Genomic DNA, 25,987 nt, shown 5'->3' with positions numbered 1-25,987 from the left:
TGCAACAGAATATATAAAGTAAATTTTCAATTTCAAGGAACAGGATTAACTTAATAATTGTAGAACATGTTTAAGCATCATATAGCTGCTCTCATCTGTTGAACATGCAGTTCTCTCCAAAAACAGTTTATGTTCCCCAGCGAAATTTAATTTATGCTTTCCATCTTTGATGATGGTGATAATTTTCTCTACATTTTTTGGTTTGTTTTGATGAAACTTAAGATAAAAGCCTATCTGTGTTTCATCAACCTTTTCAACATATGCGTTTTTTGCAAGTTCTGTAATCTGCATTACAAGTACTAAGTTCTCCACTTCTTGCGGAATTGGCCCAAAATTTTCAACCAGCTCTCGATATATCTCCTCCAGCTCCTCCCCCTCGTGAATCTCTGCAAATTTTTTATAAAAATTCAATCTGGTCTGGTGATTATCGATATAGTTTTCTGGGATTAATGCAGATACCTTAAGGTTTACATTCGGCATAAAATCTTCATGGCTTGGGATAGCAGTATCTTCAGAATTTTTAGCATCTTGTATCTCCTGCGCTAGCATCTTTTGATATAACTCCATTCCCACATCCCTGATATGCCCGGTTTGTTCTTCCCCCAATAAGTTTCCATATCCTCTAATATCCATATCTGCAGCTGCTATATCAAAACCACTGCCCAAAGATTCAAGGCTTCGCATCACATCAAGTCTTGCGCTAGCAGATTTTGTTAATTTAACTTTTGGTTGGTATGTTATATACGCATAAGCTTGTTTATCCCCTCTTCCTACGCGCCCTCTAATCTGGTAAAGTTGCGCCAAACCGAACATGTTTGCCCTATCTATGATTATGGTGTTTGCCCCCTCTATATCCAGGCCTGATTCAACAATCTGTGTGCAAATTAGGACTTTATACGTCCCTTGCTTGAATGAACTAATATGACTTTTTATTACATCAGGAGGAAGGCTTCCATGCAGGGAAATGCGCTTTATTTCTGGCAAATTTTTATCCATTAGTTTTTCCAGTTCTGGAATATGTCTGATTCTTGGTGTGACGATAATTACTTTTCCATCCCTCTTGATTTCTTGTACTATTGCTTCTTTCAGAGTTGTTTCGTCAAAAGGCAATATGTAGGTTGTTATGGGTTTCCTTTTTAAAGGGGGGCTGGCGATGACACTTAAGTCTTTTACGCCAGACAATGAAAGATGCAAAGTTCTTGGAATCGGAGTCGCAGATAGCGAAACGATATGAACGTTACTATTTAAATTTTTCAATTTTTCTTTTTGAAAAACTCCAAAGTGCTGCTCCTCATCTATGATTAATAAACCAAGATTGTTAAATTTAACGTCTTTTGCCAACAGTGCATGCGTGCCTATAACGATGTCAACTTTGCCCAATCTGCATAAATCTTTAAAATGCTCAGACTCTTGCTTTGAGTTTAATCTTGAGATAGTACAAATATTAACCGGGAACTCAAAAAACCTCTCTCTAAATAATTTTTCATGTTGCATCACCAACAAAGTTGATGGGACAATCACAGCAACCTGCACCTTATTTTTACCAAGAACAGCGACGCAAGCAGCTCTTAGCGCCACTTCCGTCTTGCCAAACCCCACATCGCCGCAGACTAATCTGTCCGTTGGTTTTGTGGATTTTAAATCATTTATAACTTCTTCTATTACATTTAACTGATCTTTGGTTTCCAGGAAGGGAAATTCTCTGCAGAATTTTTCATAAGTTACATCACATTTTTCCAGGATTGGAGCTTTTTTACCCATCCGCAAAGCAGCGAGTTTTATTAGCTCTTTTGCTGCCTCTTTGATTTTTTGCTTAACTTTTTGTCTTCTAGCTCCCCATGATTTGCTACCCAATTTGTCTAGCTCAATATGTTTGTGACTATTTGAGCTGTATTTTGAAATCAGTTCTATATGTTCAATTGGGACATATAACTTGTCTGCATTTAAATACTCAAGCGCAATAAATTCCTTATGTATATTTTGTATAGAAATTTTTTTTAACCCCAGGAATTTGCCTATACCACAATCCCTGTGAATTACATAATCGCCCTCCTCATACTGACTGGCTGACTGAAAAAATAATTTTTGAACCTTAGCCAAAACTCTAACTCTCTAAATACCTTACAGCCGAATATACAGCTTGCAACTCTCCAAGCTCATCAAGCAGCCTGTTCAACACTACTAAATCCTCTATTTCAACCACTATAGTGCACTCAAAAAAATCCTCAAATATATTGGCCGTATTGATGCTAAAAATATTAATTCTCATACACACAATGCAATCTATCACTGTTTTTAGATTACCAATTTCATTTTCTATTAGCACAGCAATTTTAGACTTATAGAGTTTGATTTTCTTGCACACATCCCAGTTGAAGTTTGTGCTTTTTTGTTGCGGATCACTTGGATTACTACTTTTTAAACATATTGATCTGTGAACGGAATAACTCATCCCATTATTCAGTAACTTTACGGCTTGGTCGTTCTTAACAGGGAAACAGCAATCAGCAAAATACAGGACAGTACTTTCATCCAACTCATCTTCAGGTACTTTTTTTCTAAAAAATATTTTGACCAGCCAATTTTTCAATATAGTGATAAAATATATTAGATAATGTCGTCATGAGATTTTAAGCCAAAGAGATAAGCATCTAATCTGAATTGCGGCAAGGAAAGAAGCTGAATTTTTAGCATATCTGGTTGCAATTCCCCTCCATCTTTTAAGATGAAGAAAGGTGTTTTCTACAATATGCCTTATTTTATATAAATCTTTATTGTATTTTCTCTGGGTGATTCTGTTCTTTTTAGGAGGAATAACAACTCTCATGCCCAATTCTTGGGCATGGTCAATTATGTAATTAACATCGTACCCTCTGTCGGCTAGTAAGTACTCAGCTTTCATCTCTTCAATAAGATTAACAGCCTGCTTGCAATCAGCTTCTGAGCCTTTTGTGACAATAACTTTGAGTGGCATACCATGTGAATCCACGGCAAGGTGAATCTTTGTATTGAGCCCCCTTTTGTACGACTCATATCTTGATTGCCGCCTTTTGCACCTGAAGCATGTGGATGCACTTTACTATGACTTGCGTCTATCATTAACCATTCCATATCAGGTTCTTTCACAAATATCTCCAATAAAGCCTCCCATATCCTTTTGTCTCTCCATCTGCAAAATCTTTTATGTGTATTTTTCCATCCTCCATATTCTGAAGGCAAATCTCTCCAGGGAGAACCTGTTCTTAATATCCAAAATACTGCGTTAATGAATCTTCTGTTATTATGTGCCAAACCTCCCCACGTACCTTCCCTTCCTGGCAAATGATCCTTTATCAAATCCCACATATTATCTGTTATATCATGCCTATGTAGCCCTAAATCCATTTTTACTCCTGATTTATCTTTTCTTTCATATTATACCACAAATCTCATGACGACATTATCTAGCTTTTTTTCTTTTTCCAACTCAACATAAATTGCCTTTACCACATCACGCATCTTTAATTTTTCTTGGCCCAATAAGTAAAACAAATGGTTTATATCATTATATTTGATCGGTAATTTTAATGGGAAATATGTTAATGCCCTATCATAACTCATATTCAATCTAATTAAAGCCTTGTTATATATTGATTCCCCTATCTTAGTTAGCTTTCTCTTTTTCTTTTCATTTAGATATCTTTTTAATTTAGTCTTTGCTTTGCCTGTTACTAAAATATCTTCCCATAATTCTGAAGCTTTTTCTTCTTGGCTACATAAAATTTCAACACAATCTCCATTTTGCAGTTCATATACCAAAGGTACAACTTTCTTATTCACAACAGCACCTATGCATCTTAATCCTATGTTCGAATGCACATAAAATGCGAAATCCAATGGTGTAGCACCTATTGGCAATGAAAATAACTCATCTTTTGTACTAAAACAAAACACCTGATGGTAACGCATTTCCAGTTTGGAATTCTCTAAGACCTCTATAGAGTTTGGCGAATTATTCACAACCGATACAACGCTGTTAAGGCCAGCAAAGCGGTTGATTTCTTCTCTGTCAATTAATCCTTCTTTATACCACCAATGTGCAGCCACCCCAAATTCTGCTATATCATGCATCTCTTTTGTCCTGATCTGGATTTCTATTTTTCTGCCACCAGGACCATTGATGATGGTGTGTATGGATTTGTAACCATTAGTTTTTGGAATGCTTATGTAATCTTTAAACCCGCTTTGCACCATGTGATAGGTGCTGTGAATTGCATACAATACTTTATAACAGCTAATTACGTCCTCCACTATAATTCTAAAGGCGAAGATATCAGATAAGTTTTCAAAAGAAATCCTTTTATTTTGGATTTTCCTCCATATAGAGCAAGGTTTTTTTTCTCTACCTGATATATTAACGAAACTTAATTCGGCCTTGGCCACAACCATATTAAGCTCTGCGACAATCTCTTCAACCACCCCAGCGTTATTTTTGTTCAACTTCTTTAGCTGGGCCTGTATGCTCTTTTTTTCTTGGGGGTATAACTCCGTAAATGCCAAATCTTGAAGCTCATTTTTAAAACTGTGTAACCCTATCCTCTCGGCCAAAGCCGAGTGGATATCCATTGTTTCAGCTGCAATCCTTCTTCTTTTATCAGGATTTTTTATGTGATGCAGAGTTTGCATATTGTGAAGTCTGTCTGCAAGCTTGACAAGCAATACCATTATGTCTTTTGAGACCGCACATATTAAATTCTTATAATTCTCTATCCTTTTGGCTTCTTTGTTTAAGATTGTGTTCTTATTCTCTATTATTTTTAGCTTCGTCACCCCCAAAACCATCTCAGTAACTTTTTTGCCAAATAAATCACTTATCTCATCATATGTTAACGTGGTGTCTTCTATAGTATCATGTAAAAGAGCAGTTACTATGGTGGAAGTGTCCACTCTTAAGTCAGCTATTATTTTTGCTACTTCCAGAGGATGAAATATATATGGCTCCCCAGATGCTCTAAATTGCCCTTTATGTGCGTTTCTTGCTACATCAAAAGCTTTGGTGACTAAATCTAAGTCGATATTATGATTATTCTTTAATTTTCCTACTAGCTCCGCAAACGAATCCTGTAATTTACTCTCCCAATGTTTGTTGGACAATTCTTTCATTTTATAGTTTTACTAATTTTTGATTTTTATTTATAATGCGAACTACTGCTTTCTATCATCCCAAATATAATAGTAAGTATTTTTGATAATCAAGCATAAAAAAATAATAATGTGTGGATATGAACAAAAACCAAGAAGAAATAGAGCTTTTAAAGGATCAAACTTTCACAACAAAGAGAGCTACTGTTGAGCAATTAGAGCGTATATTATTTGATCCAATCAAAGTATTGGATCATGGTTTTGTGAGAGTAATTGACTACATGGGCGATGATGGAGCTATCGTTCAAGCGGCAAGGGTTTCATATGGCAAAGGCACTAAGGTGTTAAGCCAGGACAAAGGGCTGATTAATTACTTAATGAGACATCACCACACAACTCCATTCGAGATGTGTGAAATTAAGCTGCACATAAAGCTACCAATATTTATAGCCAGGCAGTGGATAAGGCATAGAACTGCTAATGTGAATGAATATTCTGCAAGATACTCTATTTTGGATAAAGAGTTTTACCTCCCAAATCCAGAGAACATAGCGGTTCAATCTAAAATTAACAATCAAGGAAGAGGAAATACCTTAGATACACAAAAAGCCCAGAGAGTTTTGGATATTTTAAGAGAAGATGCATTGAAGTGCTATGATACCTACATGGACTTGCTGAACCTGGACGAAGAAACAGGTGAAGTGAAAGACCCAAATAAAGATGGTATTGCAAGGGAGCTGGCAAGAATGAACCTGACGTTAAACTATTATACACAATGGTATTGGAAAATAGACCTGAACAATTTACTTCATTTCTTAAGATTGCGGGCAGACTCTCATGCACAGTATGAAATTAGGGAGTATGCCAATGCAATACTGGGAATTGTTGAAAAATGGGTGCCGTGTGCGTACGAGGCATTTATAAATTATAGGAAAGATGCAGTTAATTTGTCAAAAACAGGGGTTGCGGCATTGCAAAGTATGTTAAGGGGGGAAAAGATAAGCCAAGAAACTAGCGGTATGTCTAAGCGCGAATGGGATGAACTTATTCAAATATTCCCATATAAACACTCTGAGTAAACTTGTATATATACTCCGATGGCACCGTCAAGTTAAAAAAGTTGAGGTGCAAAAGGTATTGAGAGAAGAGGGAAAAAATAGTAAATTGGAGCAAAATAAAAAATAATAGAAAAACAATGGAAGAAAGAGCGAGCAGATACAGATATCCAATGGTGATAATAGGACATGCAGTTTGGTTGTACCACAGATTTAATTTGAGTTATAGAGACGTAGCAGAAGAGTTGTTATAAAGGGGTATAGAAGTAAGCCATGAAACGATAAGAGCATGGTGTATTAAATTTGGAAAAAGGTTTTTAGATATAATCAAGAAGAAGCAGAGGAAAGTAAAGGATAAATGGCATTTGGATGAGATGAGCATTAAAATTAACGGTAAATATTTTATTTTGTGGAGAGCTGTAGATGAAGATGGATATGAGATAGATGTCTTCCTACAGACCAGACGTAATAAAAAGTCTGCGATAAGGTTTTTATCAAGATTATTACAATCAAATCCAGTACCCAGAGTAATCGTGACAGATAAATTAAAAAGCTATACCAAACCTATAAAAGAAATGTGCCCTAAAACAGAGCATAGGCGCCATAAAGGATTAAATAATAGGGTTGAAAATGCACACCAACCAACACGCAGGAAAGAGAAATGCCTAATAAAATTCAAATCTCCTTCTGGGGTACAGCAAACTCTTTCTTTGATGGGAAAAATAAGGAACATATTTTCAGTAGATGTGGGCAGGTATATTAACAGTTCTAGCAAGCAAAAAGAAATGTTTTTCGAAGCTAAATCTATTTGGGATCACGCCGCTCAATCCATAGCTGCTGCATAATTTTCAAAAAGATGCTCTGTCACGCCCTTACCTCCATTAACTTGACGGTGCCCCTATTTTGGCTTGTTTATCATGTGCGACTTTAGGCAAGACTTCGTTGTTAAGTTTTTCATATTTTTGTTTTCTGGCTTCATCCCGCTCTTCCCATAAATTAGCTTTGGAGATCAAGTGACTTGCATCAACAAAAGTAAATACCTCGCTCATATATCCTTGAGATTTTAGTTGATCTCTAAAAATGGCAAAGATTTTTGATAACAAATTTGTTCCTATCTTTGAGCGGATTCTACTAAAAACGCTATAATCAGGTGTGGCTTCGGTTAAATCAAAATCACAAAACCACTTGGCTGCAACACTGTCACTCAAATATCTTTCTAGTTCACGATCTGACAAATCTTCCATAAACTGTAACAACAAGCATTTAAATAAACGTAAAACACCATATCCCTTATAATTAGCAGGAGATTCAATTCCCTTCAGCTCTTGCTCTGCTGCCCCAAAATTAAACAGCTCCTTAAATTTGCGATATTGATGCTCACTACCAACCAATTGATCCAAACATACCATTATTATTTGATGCGCTGATGACATTTTTCTCTTCTTTATTCTGTAATCCACTCCACTATACCTTTCTTTATTCCATCTTGCAACACTCCCTTATTACACAGACGATTGGTCTGTTTATTCAGAGGTTATACCTCGCCATCAACATGTTGTTGGCAAACAACATACACTCTCAATTGAGTCCAATAACTCAAACACAAGGCACAGAATTGCAAGAATGACCAGAAAAACAAAGGTAGTTTCAAAATCTGAAGAAGTTGTCGATCTTACGATTAAGCTCTGGGTACATTTTGAGGATAACAATAATTTCCTAAGTGAGCAGGGCAATTTTATATCTATCTTTGGCTAACACTCTGCAAAATCTTTTATGTGTATTTTTCCATCCTCCATATTCTGAAGGCAAATCTCTCCAGGGAGAACCTGTTCTTAATATCCAAAATACTGCGTTAATGAATCTTCTGTTATTATGTGCCAAACCTCCCCACGTACCTTCCCTTCCTGGCAAATGATCCTTTATCAAATCCCACATATTATCTGTTATATCATGCCTATGTAGCCCTAAATCCATTTTTACTCCTGATTTATCTTTTCTTTCATATTATACCACAAATCTCATGACGACACTATCTAAGACGGCTGTAATGAAAAGAGTTGATAATGTTCTGACCAATATTGGTATTGGTGATATCACCCAGAACAATATGATAGAAAAGCTGCAAGGTAAAGATAGTGCTTTGAGGGATGAGATAGGCAAGCAGGCGGAAGAACTTATCGCCCAAACAGGAAGGAGGAATGCTTGGTCCATCCAAAAGCAGGACATGAGAGGAAACGAAAAGCTACATAAAAAATACACAGCCAGGGCAAATAAAATGGATGAAGCCCTATTTGATAAAAAGGCAGAAGAATCATTGGAGTACGAAACAGCGAAGGATGAAAGAAGCACCGGTAAAAGTTTCCTCTATAATTTATACAGAAAGCCAATGGATATGCTCAACTCACTTAGAACTGGTAGTGAATTTCCAAAACCATGGCAAACTGCTTTAATGGGAATTGTTGCTCTTGCAGTTTTGCCGCCACCGGCTAACGTGATTGCATGTGTGTTTTTTATGGCCAAAGCAATAAAAAATGAACTTTATGATGGAAGTAAGTTACAGGAGAGAGTTAATAAAAAATGGTTCGCCGAACCCCACCCTAAGTTTAATCAGAGGGAGTTGGATGGCGTTTCTGTCGACCAGCTACTGGGCAGAGATCGGGCTGTGAGAGAAGTGGAGGAACCAGAAATCGCACGCGCCAGAACTCAAAAACGCTCAGCCAATCTGGACAATGCATTAACTCAGATGGAACGGTTTCTTAGCGAAGGAACAGTGGCTTCAAGCAGGGGGGCGATAGATTCACTGAGTTCTTCTGCCATAGAAGAACCAACATTAATGGCGAGCAGAAGAAGCTCTTCATTGGCTGTTGATGACACCAGGCTTGCTGATCTTCAGCGGGCATTGGCAAGAGCGGTGGAAGAGGTGGTAAAAGCGTCAGGGGCATATGAGGAAGTGGCAAGTCTTAACCCAAGTACAAAGGGTGCTGCAACTGCATTAACAGAACAGGCGGTTGCACTGCAAGACGTTGTTAAGGGTTTTGAAACTCCAGCTCGTGTTGTTAGTTCATCTACATCGATGCCAATATCAGCTAGACTTGTGGAAGATCATGAGAAAATTTCAACTGTTGCGCGGAGTTTGAGTATGGGGGGCTTTAGAAGTGATTCAGGAAGCTCTGTGTCAACTAGTTTGGCTAAAGAAGAGGAAAGAAGGCGAAAGAGTGTTTCTAATGGCTCTGGTATAGGAGTATAGTGTTATTTCTCTATGGGTGGATTGCGTCGTCACTCCGCCCTTTGTATTTGTTGTCTACTCAAAGTATTTCAAAGCCCGCTGCATAAGTGCTCTTTTCAAAAAATGTGGGGCTTATGGTAAAATTTTCGCTTGAATCTTGATTGTTAACCTGATACACTCCAAAATAGTGGTTTAAACAAATTATAGTGGGTGGGTTATGATCAACGAACAAGAGTTTCAAAGCGGTCTTATAAAAAATATTAGCATTATTGCTGAACAAAGTGATGTTGATAAACTAAAAACCGAAGCTCAATTCGCTAGCAAAAATTTTTTTCAAACCATACTTGATCAATACACAACAAAAGCTGATGGAGAGTCTAAAAGAGCCTGGAAAGAAGATTTAGTATAAAATAATCAAGATATAGGTATAATAAAAAAATATTACAAGTATTATGCTGAGCTTGGGGAATTAGCAAAAAACGAGGATTTGGATCTAGAGGGGTTTAAGAAAGAATTAGAAGTGATAGAAAAGAAGGTGAAGGTGGATGGGGAAAATGAAGAAATAGAACAAGTTTGGGAAAATATTAATGTATTGTTTGATGATGATCTGAAGGATGAGAAAAAACTAAAGGATTTAGAGAAGGAGTTGCAGAAGGAGATAGAGATAGAAAAGGAAGATAACAAAGATAAGATAAATGATCCTATAGTTCAAGACGAACCTAAAAGGGTGGCTCCAGGAGAGGAATTTTTGCAGGCTTACAACTTGATGAAGGGGAGTGAAACAAGTGAGGCATTTCTCAAACAGTATGAAAAGGTGAAGGAATTATATAATAAATTAGGTGATGTCGGTAAGGATGTTGATCAACAGCCAAAGGGGCTAGATGTTGAAAAAGCCATGAGGGGTTTTGCAGGCTTTGAGAAGCAATTTCAGGAAAAAGAGGAAGACCTGAATTCTAAGGTGGGGATATCTGATCTGAATTGGATGCTTAAGACAGCAGAGAATCAAGCTGATTTCAACGAACAAGAGTACAACAAACTTAATCCGGATATCAAGAAAAAGCTGCAAGATGCAGAGGAATATCTTAACTCAGGCTTGTCCAACGAAGAAGAATACAAAGAAAAGGATACTGGAGAGAATCTGGATGGGATTGTGAAAGTTGAGTTTAATATGATTGATGATCATTTTAAAGGGCCTTCTAAAACAAATGTAGAAAAAGACGACTTATTGGATTTAAATAAAATTCCAGATGGGCTTGGCGTACAAAAACAGGTTGTTGACTCCATTGATGAGTTCTTTGAAGAAGAGGGGGCGAAATATAAAGACCAAAGCTCGGTGAAGTATGATGAGGGTGCTCTAATCAATGAGGGTTTTTCAGAAATACAAAATCAACCGCTTGAGGAAAACAAAGAGGTAAAAGAAATTGGTGGAGATGAGCAGGTTAATTTGGGAGCATTTTTTAGGAGACAGGAAAAGTCAGTTAAAGGAGAAGAGTTTTTACAGGCTTATACAGAATTGAAGGGGGTTAAAAATCCAACAGAGTTTTATGAAAAATACGAAAAAGCAAAGGATTTGTATGAAGAAATAGGTGGTGATGATGCTTTTAAAGATCTGGATCTTAAAAATAATGGGACAGACATAGATGAATCTATCAAAAAATTTTGCAATCTCAAGATAATGGTCGAATTACAACCAGAAGAAAATAACTTCTCAGAGTTGCAGAAAATAATGAGAGCAGCGGAGAAATCGCCTAGTCTTTATCGTTCTGAATACAAAAATGAACTACACGATTGGGAAAAGATTGAAAAAGCACGTGAGGAGATGTGGAAGAGCGAAGACAAAGAAGATTTTACTACTAAGTATGCTGAGTACGCAAAGTTAGTTAAAGATCTGTTGGGTAAATCGCTTGATGATGTTCCTGAGAACAGCATAAATAATAGCCTCCAAGAAGGTAGAGAGAATTCGTTAAATAATACTAATAACTTGGCCGATAACAGGAAGGATATTAATTCCAAAGAAAATGAAAATATAGATCCAAATAATTATCCATCCAATAACCTAACTGGTGTCCAGGTCGATAACAGTAAGAATGATCTCCAAAAAGATATAAAAATCAGCACAGGTGTAAAGGATCAAGATATACATAAGGATACAAGTAAAGTTGAAGAAAAAAGCTATGGCAACAGAATAACTGCAGACGATACACTAGAAGTTTCTGATAAGACGACGATGGACGTGGATGTGAATGGTAAGGAAGACCAGAATATTACTCAGGATCAGAATGTTACTGGGGATCAGGTGCCTTATACAAATAATACAACACAAAATAAAACCCCTGATGTAATAAAGCCTAAAGTCACTTTGGCAGAAATGAAGGAGAGTTTGGCAAAAAACATATTGAAAGTGGCGGGAGTAAGCGATGCACAAGCGAATGAGATTTTATCCAAAGGTGGCAAGGCGAAAGATGCCATAATGAAAAGAGTGGACAATCTATTGGAAGGTGTTGGTGCAAAAGACATTACCGATGATAATATGGCAACAATGTTAGACGGGAAGGACGCAGTGTTGAAAAGTGCTATAGAAAAGCAGTCTAAAGAATTAATTGCCCAGACAGGAAGAGTTGGTTCTTGGTCCACGGATGGCCAAGATATGCGTGGAAAAGAAGAATTACATGGTAAATATACCGACAAAGCAAATAAAATGGATGCTCCCACATTTGATGCAAATGTGACAAAGGCTCTGGAATATGAGAATGATAAAGATAATAGGGGTAGCTTGGCAAGTTTGGGGTACAATGCACTATGGAGAAAACCAATGGACCTTCTAAATGCACTTAGGCCGGAGAGTGAGTTCCCTAAACCTTGGCAGACGGCGGTGATGGGCGTGGTTGCACTTGCAGTGTTAGCACCTCCAGCTGGTTTGATAGCATGTGCTTTTTTAATGTTAAAGGCAGCAAAAAACCATTTTTATGATGGTAGTAAGCTTCAAAGTTGGGTTAATGACAAATGGTTTGAGAAGCCTACGTCTAAGCTTAATTCTGAGGCGTTAGAGAGAGTGGATGTTAAGGGGTTGCTTGAGGGTAAAGACAAAGGTCAAGGACAAGCAAAAGGTGAAGAAAAGGGTGTTGGAACAGAGAAAGTCAACGATAAAGATATCAATACGCAGAAAGTTGATGATAAAACTAATAGAAAAGATACACAAGTTATCACTAAACCAGAAAAAGTTAACGACATTCAAGATAGTGGGATTAAGGTGACAACCAATGCTGTAACTCTCACGAAAGAGGATGAAAAAAAGGTAAAAGAAATCGGCAATAGTCTTAGATAGTGTCGTCATGAGATTTGTGGTATAATATGAAAGAAAAGATAAATCAGGAGTAAAAATGGATTTAGGGCTACATAGGCATGATATAACAGATAATATGTGGGATTTGATAAAGGATCATTTGCCAGGAAGGGAGGGTACGTGGGGAGGTTTGGCACATAATAACAGAAGATTCATTAACGCAGTATTTTGGATATTAAGAACAGGTTCTCCCTGGAGAGATTTGCCTTCAGAATATGGAGGATGGAAAAATACACATAAAAGATTTTGCAGATGGAGAGACAAAAGGATATGGGAGGCTTTATTGGAGATATTTGTGAAAGAACCTGATATGGAATGGTTAATGATAGACGCAAGTCATAGTAAAGTGCATCCACATGCTTCAGGTGCAAAAGGCGGCAATCAAGATATGAGTCGTACAAAAGGGGGCTCAATACAAAGATTCACCTTGCCGTGGATTCACATGGTATGCCACTCAAAGTTATTATCACAAAAGGCTCAGAAGCTGATTGCAAGCAGGCTGTTAATCTTATTGAAGAGATGAAAGCTGAGTACTTACTAGCCGACAGAGGGTACGATGTTAATTACATAATTGACCATGCCCAAGAATTGGGCATGAGAGTTGTTATTCCTCCTAAAAAGAACAGAATCACCCAGAGAAAATACAATAAAGATTTATATAAAATAAGGCATATTGTAGAAAACACCTTTCTTCATCTTAAAAGATGGAGGGGAATTGCAACCAGATATGCTAAAAATTCAGCTTCTTTCCTTGCCGCAATTCAGATTAGATGTTTATCTCTTTGGCTTAAAATCTCATGACGACATTATCTAGTGGAATGTCGGTTTCAGATAATACAAAAGAAACCAAAACAAATGAGCATGTTAACAACTACAACAATGAGAAAAGTAATGATGACAAAAGGAAACGTAGTGTATAAAACGTTATATCGAGTGTAATGATGCGATTCCATATTGCTGAATCACTTTGTGGTTCCTGTAGGTAAAGAGCTTGGAATGTGAGTGATACACGGCGAAATACGAAATATGATTGCTAATTTTTGAAGTTATCGTATTTGCTTTTTTGTTGTTGAATGGCATTAATGATTGGAAAATTCTTAATAACATGAAATATGTACCTTGGTGGCAAAAATAAAGTTGCGCTTCAGATCGATCCAATAGAGACGTTAAATTTTACAACTGACAGCACGTTGTTAATTGCGAGTGAACTGCAGGAGAGAGGGTATAAACTTTTCTGTTATTCGCCGCAGGATTTGCTTTTGGATTGCGGGAAGTTATATGCAATTGGGGATTATATTGAGCTTGATTGTGGGGGTGAAACTTTTACAAAGTATGGGTGGCAAAAATTGTTGTTGGAAGATTTTCAGATCATTTTAATACGTCAAAATCCTCCATTTAATCAGCAGTATTTAACAACCACTTATATACTTGAAACCTTGCAGAAACCTCTCATCATCAACAATCCTCGCGCGATAAGAAACGTTTCTGAGAAACTAAGCATTATGAACTTCCAGAGGCTGATTCCAAATACTATAGTGACTGAAAATATTGGTGAAATTATAAGCTTTTCTCATGAACATAAAACGGTGATCGTAAAATCGTTATATAATTATGGTGGGGAAGGCGTGTTTAAGTTGGAGTATGTCGATGAAAATTTTCAAGTAACAATCAAACAGTTACTAAAAACCTACGGCTACTTAATGGTGCAGGAGTACCTGCCAGAGATCGTTAGTTCTGGTGATAAAAGAGTGATGTTGATGGATGGGGAAATTATAGGAGCAATTAGCAGAATACCTCCTTCTGAGGAATTTAGGGCCAATATGGTGCTTGGTGGGAAAGGATACCCAACAACTCTCACAAAAACGGAGAAAGACATATGTAATGCTGTTGGTGGGTTTTTAAAAGAAGAAAATATATTCTTGGCAGGGATAGACCTAATATCTGAAAAGCTAATAGAGATAAACGTTACTTCACCAACAGGGCTTGTTGTGATGAATAAGCTTTATAATCGCACTTTAGAAAAAATAATTGTAGATAAAATTGAAAATAAGTTAAAACGTTGATATAGTCTCAGGCTGATTGGAAATTTAAACGAACATGGATGTCAAACGTAACACGAAGGGGACTTATGCTGGTTTTGTCTGCCCCGTCAGGGACTGGTAAAACCACGTTGGCGAAGAATATTATCGAGGAAGATGAGCATATTTCTTTGTCAATCTCATGCACAACTAGGAGTAAAAGGCCAAATGAAATTGATGGTAAGTATTATTTCTTTAAAACCAGGGAACAGTTCCAAAAGCAGATTGATAATGATGAATTTCTGGAATACGCAGAAATTTTTGGAGAATTTTATGGTACGCTGAAAAAACAGGTTTTAGACAAGTTGAAAAAGGGAGAAGATGTGCTGTTTGACATAGACTGGCAAGGCCATAGGCAGTTGTCTGCGATAGCAAGGTCAGACGTTGCGAGTGTGTTTTTATTGCCCCCTTCTAAAGAGGCGTTATTGCAAAGGCTTAAAGCCAGAAATCAAGATAATTCTGAGATCATTCAATACAGAATGGAAAGGGCTGATGAGGAAATCAGCCATTGGCATGAGTATGATTATATAATAATCAATAGGGATATTAAGCAGAGCACAGAAAAATTGCTATCTGTTCTGAGGGCTGAAAGATTAAGGAAGGAAAGAAGGACGGGTTTAAACGATTTTGTGGCGTCATTGATTCATGAAAAATTTGTTAAGAGTAAGGTTGTTTGAAGATAATTAAGAAAGTTAAAAATAAGGCTAAGCTGACAAACTCATCCGCAAGATGGCTTGATAGAAATGCCAGAGATAAATACAGCAAGCTGGCAAAACAGAACAATTTGCGTTCAAGAGCTGCTTATAAACTGGAGGAGATCAATCGAAAATTCAACGTTTTAAAAAATGCCAAATTTGTTTTGGATTTAGGCGCATATCCTGGCTCTTGGTTGCAATATATGAAGGGGGTGGTGAAAAGTGATTGTCAGCTGATTGGGGTTGACTTAAAACTTATTGAAAGCATAGAGAGGGTGAAAATTATCCAGGGGGATTTCACTTCTGCGGAAGTACAGGCTAAACTGGAGGAGATTGTTCTGAGAAATGGGGGTGGCTTTGATTTAATATGCAGTGACATGGCGCCATCCACAAGTGGTACTAGGAGTATTAATCACATAAACATCATGAATTTAGCGGAAGCTGTTTTTCTTTTTTCCGAAGAGTTTTTAGGTGAGAGGGGAAATCTAGTTATAAAGCTTTTTGAAGGGAACACAACGAAATTGTTTTTTAATAGATTGAAGGAACGGTTTTCAAAAGTCTCATTTTTCAAGCCGTCGGCTAGTTATAGCGACTCATCAGAAATTTTTATTATTGCCAAAGATAAGATTGTCTCAAAGTAGTGCAAAATTTTAATGATTTTGTGCTAAAAGTTGTTATATTATGAGAATGAAATTAAACATAACGGAATATAAATGGTAGCACTAACAACCCCACAACTGGAGAAAGGATGGAAGGCAGTTGATTTTAATTTGCTTTCTGTGGATGGTGGTTATTATAACCTGGAAGAGGTAAGGGGAGAGAATGGATTAGTTGTTGCATTTATTTGCAATCATTGTCCATATGTCAAAGCAATTGCCGATAAGATTGTCAGAGAAGCGGATGAGTTGCGTAAATTAGGCGTTGGGTTTGTGGCAATTAATTCAAATGATGCAATTGCATATCCTGATGATTCATATGACAACATGCAGATTTTTGCTAGGCAGCATAAATTTAAGTTCCCATATCTATTTGACGCGACACAGGAAGTTGCCAAGAAGTATGATGCTGTTTGCACACCAGATTTTTTTGGTTTTAATTCTAAGCTGGAGCTTCAGTATCGTGGCAGATTGGATTCAGCAAAAAAAGATGTAATCCCAGACGCGAAGAGGGAATTGTTTATTGCAATGTCTGAGGTTGCTAAGACGGAAGAATTTAAAGGTGAGCAAATCCCAAGTATTGGATGTTCTATTAAGTGGAAATAAGTATTGTTTTAGTCTGCCCGCAACTTGCTGAGAATATTGGGGCAGTTGCAAGGGTGATGAGCAATTTTGGATTGGAAGATTTTAGGGTTGTGTTGCCAAGAGATGGATGGCCTCCTTCTGATAAAGCCTATGAATTAGCTGCAAAAGGCCGATATATTCGGGAGCGTTGAAAGATAAAATAAGGATAAATGTGATGGTTTGATTTAAGGAAGTTTGGACCATGGTCTAAAAAAATTAACAAAAAACTGGTTTCCCCAAGAATTCAAAAGATTTCTTTGAGGTGGGATATGGTAATTTTTAGCTTTTTATTGATTCTGCGAAGCGTGATTTTATGAGCTTAGGCAGTAAGAACCGTTAAACGTTTTAAATTAAAGCAGATAGCATTCATAAATTCAGCAAACTGATTTTTGGCAATTCCTATGTATCGCAATCGTTTATTATCTTGAGAAAACACCCTCTCAAACGGAGCCCTTATGGAAGTATAGTATCGATCAAGGTCAAAATTCTTTTGCTTCATATTGTTTTTCTTGATGGCGCAAAAATGAATACCTCTGCTTTTAGCTGCATTCTTTGCTGGTGCAACACAATACCCTTTGTCAGCATAAACTGCTCCACTATTTGGTAAAACATGCGCAACTCCCTTTGCATCGGTAACATTAGCAGGCGTTATAGCAACCTTGTTGATCATTCCGGATTGAATATCTACGCTTACATGTTTCTTATAGCCATACCAAAATTTACTACCACCCTTGCACCCTATTTTGGCTTGTTTATCATGTGCGACTTTAGGCAAGACTTCGTTGTTAAGTTTTTCATATTTTTGTTTTCTGGCTTCATCCCGCTCTTCCCATAAATTAGCTTTGGAGATCAAGTGACTTGCATCAACAAAAGTAAATACCTCGCTCATATATCCTTGAGATTTTAGTTGATCTCTAGATAATGTCGTCATGAGATTTTAAGCCAAAGAGATAAACATCTAATCTGAATTGCGGCAAGGAAAGAAGCTGAATTTTTAGCATATCTGGTTGCAATTCCCCTCCATCTTTTAAGATGAAGAAAGGTGTTTTCTACAATATGCCTTATTTTATATAAATCTTTATTGTATTTTCTCTGGGTGATTCTGTTCTTTTTAGGAGGAATAACGGCACCGTCAAGTTAAAAAAGTTGAGGTGCAAAAGGTATTGAGAGAAGAGGGAAAAAATAGTAAATTGGAGCAAAATAAAAAATAATAGAAAAACAATGGAAGAAAGAGCGAGCAGATACAGATATCCAATGGTGATAATAGGACATGCAGTTTGGTTGTACCACAGATTTAATTTGAGTTATAGAGACGTAGCAGAAGAGTTGTTATAAAGGGGTATAGAAGTAAGCCATGAAACGATAAGAGCATGGTGTATTAAATTTGGAAAAAGGTTTTTAGATATAATCAAGAAGAAGCAGAGGAAAGTAAAGGATAAATGGCATTTGGATGAGATGAGCATTAAAATTAACGGTAAATATTTTATTTTGTGGAGAGCTGTAGATGAAGATGGATATGAGATAGATGTCTTCCTACAGACCAGACGTAATAAAAAGTCTGCGATAAGGTTTTTATCAAGATTATTACAATCAAATCCAGTACCCAGAGTAATCGTGACAGATAAATTAAAAAGCTATACCAAACCTATAAAAGAAATGTGCCCTAAAACAGAGCATAGGCGCCATAAAGGATTAAATAATAGGGTTGAAAATGCACACCAACCAACACGCAGGAAAGAGAAATGCCTAATAAAATTCAAATCTCCTTCTGGGGTACAGCAAACTCTTTCTTTGATGGGAAAAATAAGGAACATATTTTCAGTAGATGTGGGCAGGTATATTAACAGTTCTAGCAAGCAAAAAGAAATGTTTTTCGAAGCTAAATCTATTTGGGATCACGCCGCTCAATCCATAGCTGCTGCATAATTTTCAAAAAGATGCTCTGTCACGCCCTTACCTCCATTAACTTGACGGTGCCCTCAATCCATAGCTGCTGCATAATTTTCAAAAAGATGCTCTGTCACGCCCTTACCTCCATTAATTTGACGGTGCCCAAGAATGACCAGAAAAACAAAGGTAGTTTCAAAATCTGAAGAAGTTGTCGATCTTACGATTAAGCTCTGGGTACATTTTGAGGATAACAATAATTTCCTAAGTGAGCAGGGCAATTTTATATCTATCTTTGGCTAACACTCTTTGCATTTATACCTTTGCATACCCCTAATATTACCATTCTTAACGTATTTACTGCTACTGCATTTTTTACACTCTGTATTCATATTTCTATTTTCTTTGTTGCTCGCTATATTCATTTTAGCATCTTATCTATCTTATGGCAACACTCCCTTCTTCTGTAACTAAATATAACAGCGCTGCAGCAGAGAAGGATGTAATGGCAACGATAATATTCTGCGATGAATTAATAAATAGCAAACCTATAGATATTCCAACTAATACTAGATAGTGTCGTCATGAGATTTGTGGTATAATATGAAAGAAAAGATAAATCAGGAGTAAAAATGGATTTAGGGCTACATAGGCATGATATAACAGATAATATGTGGGATTTGATAAAGGATCATTTACCAGGAAGGGAAGGTACGTGGGGAGGTTTGGCACATAATAACAGAAGATTCATTAACGCAGTATTTTGGATATTAAGAACAGGTTCTCCCTGGAGAGATTTGCCTTCAGAATATGGAGGATGGAAAAATACACATAAAAGATTTTGCAGATGGAGAGACAAAAGGATATGGGAGGCTTTATTGGAGATATTTGTGAAAGAACCTGATATGGAATGGTTAATGATAGACGCAAGTCATAGTAAAGTGCATCCACATGCTTCAGGTGCAAAAGGCGGCAATCAAGATATGAGTCGTACAAAAGGGGGCTCAATACAAAGATTCACCTTGCCGTGGATTCACATGGTATGCCACTCAAAGTTATTATCACAAAAGGCTCAGAAGCTGATTGCAAGCAGGCTGTTAATCTTATTGAAGAGATGAAAGCTGAGTACTTACTAGCCGACAGAGGGTACGATGTTAATTACATAATTGACCATGCCCAAGAATTGGGCATGAGAGTTGTTATTCCGGCACCGTCAAGTTAATGGAGGTAAGGGCGTGACAGAGCATCTTTTTGAAAATTATGCAGCAGCTATGGATTGAGCGGCGTGATCCCAAATAGATTTAGCTTCGAAAAACATTTCTTTTTGCTTGCTAGAACTGTTAATATACCTGCCCACATCTACTGAAAATATGTTCCTTATTTTTCCCATCAAAGAAAGAGTTTGCTGTACCCCAGAAGGAGATTTGAATTTTATTAGGCATTTCTCTTTCCTGCGTGTTGGTTGGTGTGCATTTTCAACCCTATTATTTAATCCTTTATGGCGCCTATGCTCTGTTTTAGGGCACATTTCTTTTATAGGTTTGGTATAGCTTTTTAATTTATCTGTCACGATTACTCTGGGTACTGGATTTGATTGTAATAATCTTGATAAAAACCTTATCGCAGACTTTTTATTACGTCTGGTCTGTAGGAAGACATCTATCTCATATCCATCTTCATCTACAGCTCTCCACAAAATAAAATATTTACCGTTAATTTTAATGCTCATCTCATCCAAATGCCATTTATCCTTTACTTTCCTCTGCTTCTTCTTGATTATATCTAAAAACCTTTTTCCAAATTTAATACACCATGCTCTTATCGTTTCATGGCTTACTTCTATACCCCTTTATAACAACTCTTCTGCTACGTCTCTATAACTCAAATTAAATCTGTGGTACAACCAAACTGCATGTCCTATTATCACCATTGGATATCTGTATCTGCTCGCTCTTTCTTCCATTGTTTTTCTATTATTTTTTATTTTGCTCCAATTTACTATTTTTTCCCTCTTCTCTCAATACCTTTTGCACCTCAACTTTTTTAACTTGACGGTGCCCTAAAAACCTTTTTCCAAATTTAATACACCATGCTCTTATCGTTTCATGGCTTACTTCTATACCCCTGTATAACAACTCTTCTGCTACGTCTCTATAACTCAAATTAAATCTGTGGTACAACCAAACTGCATGTCCTATTATCACCATTGGATATCTGTATCTGCTCGCTCTTTCTTCCATTGTTTTTCTATTATTTTTTATTTTGCTCCAATTTACTATTTTTTCCCTCTTCTCTCAATACCTTTTGCACCTCAACTTTTTTAACTTGACGGTGCCCTAAAAACCTTTTTCCAAATTTAATACACCATGCTCTTATCGTTTCATGGCTTACTTCTATACCCCTGTATAACAACTCTTCTGCTACGTCTCTATAACTCAAATTAAATCTGTGGTACAACCAAACTGCATGTCCTATTATCACCATTGGATATCTGTATCTGCTCGCTCTTTCTTCCATTGTTTTTCTATTATTTTTTATTTTGCTCCAATTTACTATTTTTTCCCTCTTCTCTCAATACCTTTTGCACCTCAACTTTTTTAACTTGACGGTGCCGACATTATCTAGTAAAAGCAGTATCTTTTTCCCAGAGTGTTAGCCAAAGATAGATATAAAATTGCCCTGCTCACTTAGGAAATTATTGTTATCCTCAAAATGTAGCCAGAGCTTAATCGTAAGATCGACAACTTCTTCAGATTTTGAAACTACCTTTGTTTTTCTGGTCATTCTTGCAATTCTGTGCCTTGTGTTTGAGTTATTGGACTCAATTGAGAGTGTATGTTGTTTGCCAACAACATGTTGATGGCGAGGTATAACCTCTGAATAAACAGACCAATCGTCTGTGTAATAACTGCAATTATCTCTACTTATGATTTTCCACAATTTTCTAAAGGTTGTAACGTTACGCTTACCAACCACCCAGGCAACAACTCTCTTGAGCTCCCTACTATAGGCTTTCCATATCCATAATTTGTTTTTTTTGAATCTACAAAATGCCACATCTCATCTATTTCAACTTCTCTCAATTCTTCCGGCACTGTTGGTCTTGGTATCTTTTTAGCATACAGTATTATCCACTTATATACGCTAGTATGAGCTACTTTAAATAATTTCCCTAGCCATCTAAAGCTACTTTTTTCCCATGCTGTACAATAACACTGCCAGAGCCTTCATCTCTGGCGAACAGCCTCTTAATTTAGTGCTTGTAAAATTACATCCACACTCTTTGCATTTATACCTTTGCATACCCCTAATATTACCATTCTTAACGTATTTACTGCTACTGCATTTTTTACACTCTGTATTCATATTTCTATTTTCTTTGTTGCTCGCTATATTCATTTTAGCATCTTATCTATCTTATGGCAACACTCCCCTTTTTCCTTCTCAATACCAGCTAGAGAATCTTGCGACCAACCGCTCAAAGTGTCTTCTCTATCCTCAATTAGCTCTAAAGCATCAGAAGATATAGACATCACGCTTGATATTTGCCTCATAGGAGAATTTTGCACAAGTAACGTACTGATTTGCTCATTAACCTTATAAGTCACTGAATAGCCCAACTCTCTCTCGGAAGACTCGCTCAAGTTTTTATGCTCAAGACTTGCAATATCAGATTCCGCACCTTTTCTGATGTAATTGCAAAATGCATATTTATATTCACGATTCTCCACACGTTCTCTCAACTCATGCATCCCCATCTGTGGTCTATTTAACACAGCCTCCATCTCATCCATTCTATCCATCATTTTATTAATCTTCTCTAAATGGTTTATGGTAAGCGGATCTGGAGCCCCCTTTTTTTCAACCTCTTCTATTCTTCTATCGTTGATGGCCTTGTACTGTTCCCAAGCATTCCCCACCTTATAGGCAGTAGAAAGATCAGCTATTTTATTTGATTTTGTTTCATTTGTTTGCATTGATGCACTCCTTTGTTTAAGTTGTTAAAATTAAAAATCTTGAACTTGCGCGACTATTTATATATATTCACTCAAGGTATACTCTAAGTCTTCCGTTATATTCAAAATACTCAGGGTGTATTACGATAATTAAGCTTAAAAAACATCACAGACTGCGTACCATGAAATTAGATAACGCTGCGCCATGTTGTTTTTGAGAATAATTATCGGAACATTATAAAATAGGGTGATTAGCTCAGTTGGCTAGAGCGTTACGTTGACATCGTAGAGGTCGGTGGTTCGAGCCCACTATCACCCACCATGTTTTTAGTTTACACAGGTGATCCCTGCAAATTTATTGGCTGGGAATGTCACAATACTAACCTCCCAAAGATTCACTCTGGTAATATATCTAACATAACCTTTGTAATAAGCATCGACCACCTCATATCCAATACTTAACGAGTCTGTAATTTGATTTTGCATCAAAATATGGGAGTGTTGCCATAAGATAGATAAGATGCTAAAATGAATATAGCGAGCAACAAAGAAAATAGAAATATGAATACAGAGTGTAAAAAATGCAGTAGCAGTAAATACGTTAAGAATGGTAATATTAGGGGTATGCAAAGGTATAAATGCAAAGAGTGTGGATGTAATTTTACAAGCACTAAATTAAGAGGCTGTTCGCCAGGGTTCTGTCGCATCTGTTAATTTTTGAAATAAAAGTAAAAATTAAGAATTTTTAACTCCCGATTTTCCGCACTTTGAAATTTTCACTTTTCACTTTTTGCACTGAATTTTCACAGATGCGACAGAACCAATTTTACAGGGGTTGTGATGAATTCGGTGGGGTGATAAAGGAAGTGTATACTTATATCCCTCAGAATCCAACATACCCATTTATAAAAATCAATACCATAAGCAAGAAACATAATTTTGGCATGGTGGCGAATTTATATCAAATTGAAGTGGAGCTTAGCATTCACACTAACTGCGCTACCAATGCAGAATGTATTCAGCTTGTTAGCAAGCTTGAGGGAATAGATATGAATAGCAGTATAAACATGGATATAGCGGCTTATTATCATTTTGGTGTTGGCGATAAAAAACTTCTACAGAGTGAGGATGGATTTTGGCGAGCAGATTTTTATGTGTCGTTTACTTATATGCTTAATTCTTAGAATGGTAAAAGAAAATGATAAAAAAAACTGAGCACCTAAAAACAGGTAAAAATATTGCTTTTTCAATTTTAACTAGACCGCACACTAACTCTCCAAGCGAAGTGAAGCAGTTGGTGGGGTTGAAATTAGTAAAGCTTGTTGTTTTAAACAAGTATCAAGACTGCTCCACACTTCTTGATGATGCTGTGGTATTGCGCGAAATTGGCAACAAAAAAGTGCTAAAAATCTCGCTAACAGGTCTTTACACTGATATAGAAGCAGCGCAGATATTGAGAGATGCTTCTTTTTCGGGTGTATATTTGGAATGCCAAATGGCATTGGAAAAAAACTTTAATATATGTGGTAAATTTATGATATCAGATTTTGAAATTGAGTGTAATACCACTGATTTCATGTACTTTACCTTTACGTTAATAAACACCGGCAAATTACATTTGAAAAACAATATGTAACCAGAGGAAGAGATAAAATGCCCAAAAAAATAAAATTCTCAGAAGGTGAATTGGTATGGGGTGATGAACAGAAAAAGATGATTGATAAGTTATGTAAGTTAGTTCGCGCTTATAGCAAAAATCAGGTAACATCCAAGTGTCTTGATGAGTCGATAAAGCATCATCATACTAGAATTGAGCAAAAGTTTCTGGAAACAAAAAACAGTTTGTTGAAGTGGTTCGTCAGCATCAGTATAATACAAACTTTTGTGATTATTAGTATGTTATTGCTTTGGTGGACTTTTTTCTGAAATAATAGTAGCATACCTGCTACTCAAATTTCTTTTATGCAAAAAATGGTGCTAGAGGTTATAACTTTTGGCTGTAGACTTAATATCTATGAAAGCGAGCTGATTAAAAAGCATGCAAAAGATGCTGGGATAAAAGATGCCATCATTTTTAACAGTTGTGCTGTTACCAGGGAAGCAGAAAGAAAGCTTAAACAAGCAATCAGAAAGGCAAAGAAAGATAATCCCAATTGCAAGGTTATGGTAACTGGTTGTGCTGCGCAAATTTCTGCTGCCAAATACGCAAAAATGCCTGGAGTTGACGTTGTATTCGGCAATCATGAAAAATTGCAACGAGATACATACAGTAAGTTGGCATTTCCTCACGAACCTATATTGGTAAACGATATCATGTCGGTTGAGGATACTGCTCACCAAATGATCGATGGTCTTGAGAATAAGTCCAAAGCTTTTCTGCAAATACAAAATGGGTGTAACCATAGGTGCACTTTTTGCATTATTCCGTATGGTAGGGGGAATAGCAGGAGCGTTCCTGTGGGTGAGATAATTCGATATGCTCAAAATCTTGTGGAAAAGGGGTACAAAGAATTTGTACTAACAGGGGTTGACATAACGGATTATGGTAAGGATATTCCAGGGCAACCAACTCTTGGTAACATGATTATGCGCCTTTTACGCATGGTGCCAGAGATTAAGAGGCTTAGACTCTCCTCAATCGACGTTGCTGAAGTTGATGATGAATTATTTGAATTGATCGTTGGAGAAAGTAGGTTTATGCCGCATTTACACTTAAGTCTTCAGGCTGGAGATGATATGATTTTGAAAAGAATGAAAAGAAGGCACGCTAGGCAACAGACAATTGATTTCTGCAATAAAGTCCGCACCATAAGGCCAGAAATTGCCTTTGGAGCTGATGTTATTGCGGGATTCCCCACCGAGACAGATGAAATGTTTAAAAATACATATAATTTGGTTAAAGAGCTTAACATCATCCACCTACATACTTTCCCATACTCTCCAAGAGAAGGAACGCCAGCGGCAAGAATGCCACAAGTAAAGGGAGATGTAATAAAAATAAGGGCAAAAATGCTAAGAGAGCTGAAGGACGAGCTGTTGGGCATATATTTACAAAAGAAAATTGGCAAGCAAGAATGCATTCTTGCTGAATCAGAAAACCATGGATATACGGAAGACTATTGCCACGTTATCTCTGAGCAAAAATTAGAGAGGGGCAGTTTGCATACCGTAACGGTTAAGTCAAGTTCTAAACAGGCGCTGTTGGTATAAATGGCGTATTTATGTTTGGGTTTTGGGAATGTTCATAATATGGCTGGATAGTTTTATTTGCCTCGCTCTTTTTATGATTGCATCGTTACAAAAATAAATATACCCTAAGTAGTATAACTATTTATTGGGGGTTCGG

Annotated in this window: 33 protein-coding genes, 1 tRNA gene and 5 pseudogenes; 23 read left to right on the top strand and 16 right to left on the bottom strand. The window is 36.9% G+C overall.

Features of this window, described 5'->3' with window-relative positions; all coding sequences use genetic code 11:
• Positions 1-45: 45 nt before the first annotated feature.
• The 4 genes from Bandiella_RS01015 to Bandiella_RS01000 form a co-directional block, all read right to left on the bottom strand.
• On the bottom strand, positions 46-2,100 hold the full coding sequence (locus Bandiella_RS01015; RefSeq protein ID WP_323733041.1) for a TRCF domain-containing protein: 2,055 nt from the start codon (positions 2,098-2,100) through the stop codon (positions 46-48).
• A gap of 4 nt (positions 2,101-2,104) precedes the next feature.
• Positions 2,105-2,590, bottom strand: a complete 486-nt coding sequence (locus tag Bandiella_RS01010; protein ID WP_323733040.1) for an ACT domain-containing protein — start codon at positions 2,588-2,590, stop codon at positions 2,105-2,107.
• A gap of 30 nt (positions 2,591-2,620) precedes the next feature.
• Positions 2,621-3,384 (bottom strand): IS5 family transposase gene (locus Bandiella_RS01005; RefSeq protein ID WP_458693264.1). Its coding sequence is split into 2 segments (ribosomal slippage): positions 2,621-3,024 and positions 3,024-3,384, totalling 765 coding nucleotides; the frame shifts between segments, so codons are not numbered across the junction.
• Between the two features lie 30 nt (positions 3,385-3,414).
• Positions 3,415-5,142 carry a RelA/SpoT family protein gene (locus Bandiella_RS01000; RefSeq protein WP_323733039.1) on the bottom strand — a complete coding sequence of 576 codons (1,728 nt, stop codon included), beginning with the start codon at positions 5,140-5,142 and terminating at the stop codon, positions 3,415-3,417.
• 119 nt (positions 5,143-5,261) lie between these two features.
• On the opposite strand from Bandiella_RS01000, the gene thyX reads away from it, so the two are divergent.
• Both thyX and Bandiella_RS00990 read left to right on the top strand, forming a co-directional pair.
• Positions 5,262-6,200 carry an FAD-dependent thymidylate synthase gene (gene thyX, locus Bandiella_RS00995; RefSeq protein ID WP_323733038.1) on the top strand — a complete coding sequence of 313 codons (939 nt, stop codon included), beginning with the start codon at positions 5,262-5,264 and terminating at the stop codon, positions 6,198-6,200.
• Positions 6,201-6,436: 236 nt separating this feature from the next.
• Entirely contained in the window at positions 6,437-7,021 is a 585-nt protein-coding gene (locus Bandiella_RS00990; RefSeq protein WP_323733405.1) for an IS6 family transposase, read from the top strand.
• Between the two features lie 36 nt (positions 7,022-7,057).
• Here Bandiella_RS00990 and Bandiella_RS00985 read toward each other — a convergent pair whose 3' ends face one another.
• Complete coding sequence (locus tag Bandiella_RS00985) at positions 7,058-7,636, bottom strand: transposase (RefSeq protein WP_323733037.1); 579 nt, start codon at positions 7,634-7,636, stop codon at positions 7,058-7,060.
• 52 nt (positions 7,637-7,688) lie between these two features.
• Between Bandiella_RS00985 and Bandiella_RS00980 the strand changes: the two are divergent.
• Positions 7,689-7,931: pseudogene (locus Bandiella_RS00980) on the top strand (IS1 family transposase); the annotation flags it as partial.
• Positions 7,932-7,934: 3 nt separating this feature from the next.
• Here the strand turns inward: Bandiella_RS00980 and Bandiella_RS00975 are convergent.
• Positions 7,935-8,150, bottom strand: a pseudogene (locus tag Bandiella_RS00975) (transposase); the annotation flags it as partial.
• A 46-nt stretch (positions 8,151-8,196) separates the two neighbouring features.
• Between Bandiella_RS00975 and Bandiella_RS00970 the strand changes: the two are divergent.
• The 10 genes from Bandiella_RS00970 to Bandiella_RS00925 all read left to right on the top strand — a co-directional run bounded on the left by Bandiella_RS00970 (position 8,197) and on the right by Bandiella_RS00925 (position 16,950).
• The gene (locus tag Bandiella_RS00970) at positions 8,197-9,423 is read left to right on the top strand and encodes a hypothetical protein (RefSeq protein ID WP_323733036.1); all 1,227 of its coding nucleotides are present in this window, start codon (positions 8,197-8,199) and stop codon (positions 9,421-9,423) included.
• Positions 9,424-9,619: 196 nt separating this feature from the next.
• Complete coding sequence (locus Bandiella_RS00965) at positions 9,620-9,811, top strand: hypothetical protein (protein ID WP_323733035.1); 192 nt, start codon at positions 9,620-9,622, stop codon at positions 9,809-9,811.
• A 78-nt stretch (positions 9,812-9,889) separates the two neighbouring features.
• Positions 9,890-12,727, top strand: coding sequence for a hypothetical protein (locus Bandiella_RS00960; RefSeq protein WP_323733034.1), 2,838 nt, complete (start codon positions 9,890-9,892; stop codon positions 12,725-12,727).
• A gap of 55 nt (positions 12,728-12,782) precedes the next feature.
• A protein-coding gene (locus tag Bandiella_RS00955) for an IS5 family transposase (protein ID WP_323732779.1) occupies positions 12,783-13,546 on the top strand; the annotation gives its coding sequence in 2 pieces (ribosomal slippage) (positions 12,783-13,155 and positions 13,155-13,546; 765 coding nt in all).
• On the top strand, positions 13,543-13,665 hold the full coding sequence (locus Bandiella_RS00950) for a hypothetical protein (protein ID WP_323733033.1): 123 nt from the start codon (positions 13,543-13,545) through the stop codon (positions 13,663-13,665). The genes Bandiella_RS00955 and Bandiella_RS00950 overlap by 4 nt, the downstream gene beginning before the upstream one ends.
• 192 nt (positions 13,666-13,857) lie before the next feature.
• Positions 13,858-14,808, top strand: a complete 951-nt coding sequence (gshB, locus tag Bandiella_RS00945) for a glutathione synthase (protein ID WP_323733032.1) — start codon at positions 13,858-13,860, stop codon at positions 14,806-14,808.
• A gap of 38 nt (positions 14,809-14,846) precedes the next feature.
• A complete protein-coding gene (gene gmk, locus Bandiella_RS00940) occupies positions 14,847-15,500 on the top strand; it encodes a guanylate kinase (RefSeq protein WP_323733031.1) in 654 nt (217 codons plus the stop codon).
• Positions 15,497-16,159, top strand: a complete 663-nt coding sequence (locus Bandiella_RS00935; RefSeq protein ID WP_323733030.1) for an RlmE family RNA methyltransferase — start codon at positions 15,497-15,499, stop codon at positions 16,157-16,159. Before gmk ends, Bandiella_RS00935 begins: the two co-directional genes overlap by 4 nt.
• A 72-nt stretch (positions 16,160-16,231) precedes the next feature.
• A complete protein-coding gene (locus Bandiella_RS00930) occupies positions 16,232-16,780 on the top strand; it encodes a thioredoxin family protein (protein WP_323733029.1) in 549 nt (182 codons plus the stop codon).
• Positions 16,771-16,950 (top strand): RNA methyltransferase, encoded by a 180-nt coding sequence (locus tag Bandiella_RS00925; RefSeq protein ID WP_323733028.1) that lies wholly within the window; start codon positions 16,771-16,773, stop codon positions 16,948-16,950. Before Bandiella_RS00930 ends, Bandiella_RS00925 begins: the two co-directional genes overlap by 10 nt.
• Before the next feature lie 167 nt (positions 16,951-17,117).
• Here the strand turns inward: Bandiella_RS00925 and Bandiella_RS00920 are convergent, their stop codons facing one another.
• A complete protein-coding gene (locus Bandiella_RS00920) occupies positions 17,118-17,729 on the bottom strand; it encodes a transposase (protein ID WP_323733027.1) in 612 nt (203 codons plus the stop codon).
• Positions 17,726-17,923: pseudogene (locus Bandiella_RS00915) on the bottom strand (transposase); the annotation flags it as partial. The pseudogene Bandiella_RS00915 and the gene Bandiella_RS00920, both read right to left, overlap by 4 nt.
• A 216-nt stretch (positions 17,924-18,139) precedes the next feature.
• Between Bandiella_RS00915 and Bandiella_RS00910 the strand changes: the two are divergent.
• Positions 18,140-18,724, top strand: a complete 585-nt coding sequence (locus tag Bandiella_RS00910; RefSeq protein ID WP_323733405.1) for an IS6 family transposase — start codon at positions 18,140-18,142, stop codon at positions 18,722-18,724.
• A 132-nt stretch (positions 18,725-18,856) separates the two neighbouring features.
• Positions 18,857-18,988 (top strand): hypothetical protein, encoded by a 132-nt coding sequence (locus Bandiella_RS00905; protein ID WP_323733026.1) that lies wholly within the window; start codon positions 18,857-18,859, stop codon positions 18,986-18,988.
• Here the strand turns inward: Bandiella_RS00905 and Bandiella_RS00900 are convergent.
• Positions 18,985-19,110, bottom strand: coding sequence for a transposase-like zinc-binding domain-containing protein (locus Bandiella_RS00900; RefSeq protein WP_323733025.1), 126 nt, complete (start codon positions 19,108-19,110; stop codon positions 18,985-18,987). The two genes, Bandiella_RS00905 and Bandiella_RS00900, sit on opposite strands and share 4 nt — an antisense overlap.
• A 20-nt stretch (positions 19,111-19,130) precedes the next feature.
• Here Bandiella_RS00900 and Bandiella_RS00895 point away from each other — a divergent pair, with 20 nt between their 5' ends.
• Both Bandiella_RS00895 and Bandiella_RS00890 read left to right on the top strand, forming a co-directional pair.
• Positions 19,131-19,262 (top strand): hypothetical protein, encoded by a 132-nt coding sequence (locus Bandiella_RS00895; protein WP_323733024.1) that lies wholly within the window; start codon positions 19,131-19,133, stop codon positions 19,260-19,262.
• Between the two features lie 55 nt (positions 19,263-19,317).
• Positions 19,318-19,895: pseudogene (locus Bandiella_RS00890) on the top strand (IS5 family transposase); the annotation flags it as partial.
• Between the two features lie 48 nt (positions 19,896-19,943).
• Here Bandiella_RS00890 and Bandiella_RS00885 read toward each other — a convergent pair.
• From Bandiella_RS00885 to Bandiella_RS00860, 6 genes and pseudogenes are all read right to left on the bottom strand, one after another.
• Complete coding sequence (locus tag Bandiella_RS00885; protein WP_323733405.1) at positions 19,944-20,528, bottom strand: IS6 family transposase; 585 nt, start codon at positions 20,526-20,528, stop codon at positions 19,944-19,946.
• Positions 20,529-20,658: 130 nt separating this feature from the next.
• Positions 20,659-20,925 carry a hypothetical protein gene (locus Bandiella_RS07410; RefSeq protein WP_407651252.1) on the bottom strand — a complete coding sequence of 89 codons (267 nt, stop codon included), beginning with the start codon at positions 20,923-20,925 and terminating at the stop codon, positions 20,659-20,661.
• 70 nt (positions 20,926-20,995) lie between these two features.
• Positions 20,996-21,202 (bottom strand): annotated as a pseudogene (locus tag Bandiella_RS00875) (IS6 family transposase); the annotation flags it as partial.
• A gap of 135 nt (positions 21,203-21,337) precedes the next feature.
• The gene (locus tag Bandiella_RS00870) at positions 21,338-21,742 is read right to left on the bottom strand and encodes an IS1 family transposase (RefSeq protein ID WP_323732863.1); all 405 of its coding nucleotides are present in this window, start codon (positions 21,740-21,742) and stop codon (positions 21,338-21,340) included.
• Positions 21,743-21,871: 129 nt separating this feature from the next.
• Positions 21,872-22,084: a transposase-like zinc-binding domain-containing protein gene (locus Bandiella_RS00865; RefSeq protein ID WP_323733023.1), complete on the bottom strand. Its 213-nt coding sequence runs from the start codon at positions 22,082-22,084 to the stop codon at positions 21,872-21,874.
• Positions 22,081-22,662 (bottom strand): phage major capsid protein, encoded by a 582-nt coding sequence (locus Bandiella_RS00860; protein ID WP_323733022.1) that lies wholly within the window; start codon positions 22,660-22,662, stop codon positions 22,081-22,083. Before Bandiella_RS00860 ends, Bandiella_RS00865 begins: the two co-directional genes overlap by 4 nt.
• Positions 22,663-22,886: 224 nt before the next feature.
• On the opposite strand from Bandiella_RS00860, the gene Bandiella_RS00855 reads away from it, so the two are divergent.
• Positions 22,887-22,963: transfer RNA gene (locus Bandiella_RS00855), tRNA-Val, on the top strand.
• 5 nt (positions 22,964-22,968) lie between these two features.
• Here the strand turns inward: Bandiella_RS00855 and Bandiella_RS00850 are convergent.
• Complete coding sequence (locus tag Bandiella_RS00850) at positions 22,969-23,127, bottom strand: HK97 family phage prohead protease (protein ID WP_323733021.1); 159 nt, start codon at positions 23,125-23,127, stop codon at positions 22,969-22,971.
• Between the two features lie 42 nt (positions 23,128-23,169).
• Between Bandiella_RS00850 and Bandiella_RS07405 the strand changes: the two genes are divergently transcribed.
• The 5 genes from Bandiella_RS07405 to mtaB all read left to right on the top strand — a co-directional run bounded on the left by Bandiella_RS07405 (position 23,170) and on the right by mtaB (position 25,851).
• Positions 23,170-23,355: an IS1/IS1595 family N-terminal zinc-binding domain-containing protein gene (locus Bandiella_RS07405; protein WP_407651251.1), complete on the top strand. Its 186-nt coding sequence runs from the start codon at positions 23,170-23,172 to the stop codon at positions 23,353-23,355.
• A gap of 95 nt (positions 23,356-23,450) precedes the next feature.
• Positions 23,451-23,825, top strand: coding sequence for a hypothetical protein (locus Bandiella_RS00840; RefSeq protein ID WP_323733020.1), 375 nt, complete (start codon positions 23,451-23,453; stop codon positions 23,823-23,825).
• Between the two features lie 14 nt (positions 23,826-23,839).
• A complete protein-coding gene (locus Bandiella_RS00835) occupies positions 23,840-24,277 on the top strand; it encodes a phage tail tube protein (RefSeq protein WP_323733019.1) in 438 nt (145 codons plus the stop codon).
• A 17-nt stretch (positions 24,278-24,294) separates the two neighbouring features.
• Positions 24,295-24,567, top strand: a complete 273-nt coding sequence (locus Bandiella_RS00830) for a hypothetical protein (RefSeq protein WP_323733018.1) — start codon at positions 24,295-24,297, stop codon at positions 24,565-24,567.
• 36 nt (positions 24,568-24,603) lie between these two features.
• Positions 24,604-25,851, top strand: coding sequence for a tRNA (N(6)-L-threonylcarbamoyladenosine(37)-C(2))-methylthiotransferase MtaB (mtaB, locus tag Bandiella_RS00825; protein ID WP_323733017.1), 1,248 nt, complete (start codon positions 24,604-24,606; stop codon positions 25,849-25,851).
• The last annotated feature ends 136 nt before the right edge of the window (positions 25,852-25,987 follow it).

It is taken from the genome of Candidatus Bandiella woodruffii, assembly GCF_034359465.1.
In the GTDB taxonomy this organism is placed as follows: Bacteria; Pseudomonadota; Alphaproteobacteria; order Rickettsiales; family Midichloriaceae; genus NDG2.
The sequence above is the reverse complement of the archived record's forward strand: the minus strand, read 5'-3'. Positions and strand labels throughout refer to the sequence as shown.

Bases quoted from the DNA above. Each gene is read 5' to 3' on its own strand.
- Bandiella_RS00840 (WP_323733020.1), top strand. From the start codon at position 23,451: ATGCGACAGAACCAATTTTACAGGGGTTGTGATGAATTCGGTGGGGTG.
- Bandiella_RS01000 (WP_323733039.1), bottom strand. From the start codon at position 5,142: ATGAAAGAATTGTCCAACAAACATTGGGAGAGTAAATTACAGGATTCG.
- gmk (WP_323733031.1), top strand. From the start codon at position 14,847: ATGTCAAACGTAACACGAAGGGGACTTATGCTGGTTTTGTCTGCCCCG.
- Bandiella_RS00930 (WP_323733029.1), top strand. From the start codon at position 16,232: ATGGTAGCACTAACAACCCCACAACTGGAGAAAGGATGGAAGGCAGTT.
- Bandiella_RS00895 (WP_323733024.1), top strand. From the start codon at position 19,131: ATGGCAACACTCCCTTCTTCTGTAACTAAATATAACAGCGCTGCAGCA.
- Bandiella_RS07405 (WP_407651251.1), top strand. From the start codon at position 23,170: ATGAATATAGCGAGCAACAAAGAAAATAGAAATATGAATACAGAGTGT.
- thyX (WP_323733038.1), top strand. From the start codon at position 5,262: ATGAACAAAAACCAAGAAGAAATAGAGCTTTTAAAGGATCAAACTTTC.
- Bandiella_RS00865 (WP_323733023.1), bottom strand. From the start codon at position 22,084: ATGAATATAGCGAGCAACAAAGAAAATAGAAATATGAATACAGAGTGT.
- Bandiella_RS00850 (WP_323733021.1), bottom strand. From the start codon at position 23,127: ATGCAAAATCAAATTACAGACTCGTTAAGTATTGGATATGAGGTGGTC.
- Bandiella_RS00905 (WP_323733026.1), top strand. From the start codon at position 18,857: ATGACCAGAAAAACAAAGGTAGTTTCAAAATCTGAAGAAGTTGTCGAT.
- Bandiella_RS00965 (WP_323733035.1), top strand. From the start codon at position 9,620: ATGATCAACGAACAAGAGTTTCAAAGCGGTCTTATAAAAAATATTAGC.
- Bandiella_RS00920 (WP_323733027.1), bottom strand. From the start codon at position 17,729: ATGACGACATTATCTAGAGATCAACTAAAATCTCAAGGATATATGAGC.
- Bandiella_RS00830 (WP_323733018.1), top strand. From the start codon at position 24,295: ATGCCCAAAAAAATAAAATTCTCAGAAGGTGAATTGGTATGGGGTGAT.
- Bandiella_RS07410 (WP_407651252.1), bottom strand. From the start codon at position 20,925: ATGGAAGAAAGAGCGAGCAGATACAGATATCCAATGGTGATAATAGGA.
- Bandiella_RS00835 (WP_323733019.1), top strand. From the start codon at position 23,840: ATGATAAAAAAAACTGAGCACCTAAAAACAGGTAAAAATATTGCTTTT.
- Bandiella_RS00860 (WP_323733022.1), bottom strand. From the start codon at position 22,662: ATGCAAACAAATGAAACAAAATCAAATAAAATAGCTGATCTTTCTACT.
- Bandiella_RS00900 (WP_323733025.1), bottom strand. From the start codon at position 19,110: ATGAATATAGCGAGCAACAAAGAAAATAGAAATATGAATACAGAGTGT.
- gshB (WP_323733032.1), top strand. From the start codon at position 13,858: ATGTACCTTGGTGGCAAAAATAAAGTTGCGCTTCAGATCGATCCAATA.
- Bandiella_RS00970 (WP_323733036.1), top strand. From the start codon at position 8,197: ATGACGACACTATCTAAGACGGCTGTAATGAAAAGAGTTGATAATGTT.
- mtaB (WP_323733017.1), top strand. From the start codon at position 24,604: ATGCAAAAAATGGTGCTAGAGGTTATAACTTTTGGCTGTAGACTTAAT.
- Bandiella_RS00950 (WP_323733033.1), top strand. From the start codon at position 13,543: ATGACGACATTATCTAGTGGAATGTCGGTTTCAGATAATACAAAAGAA.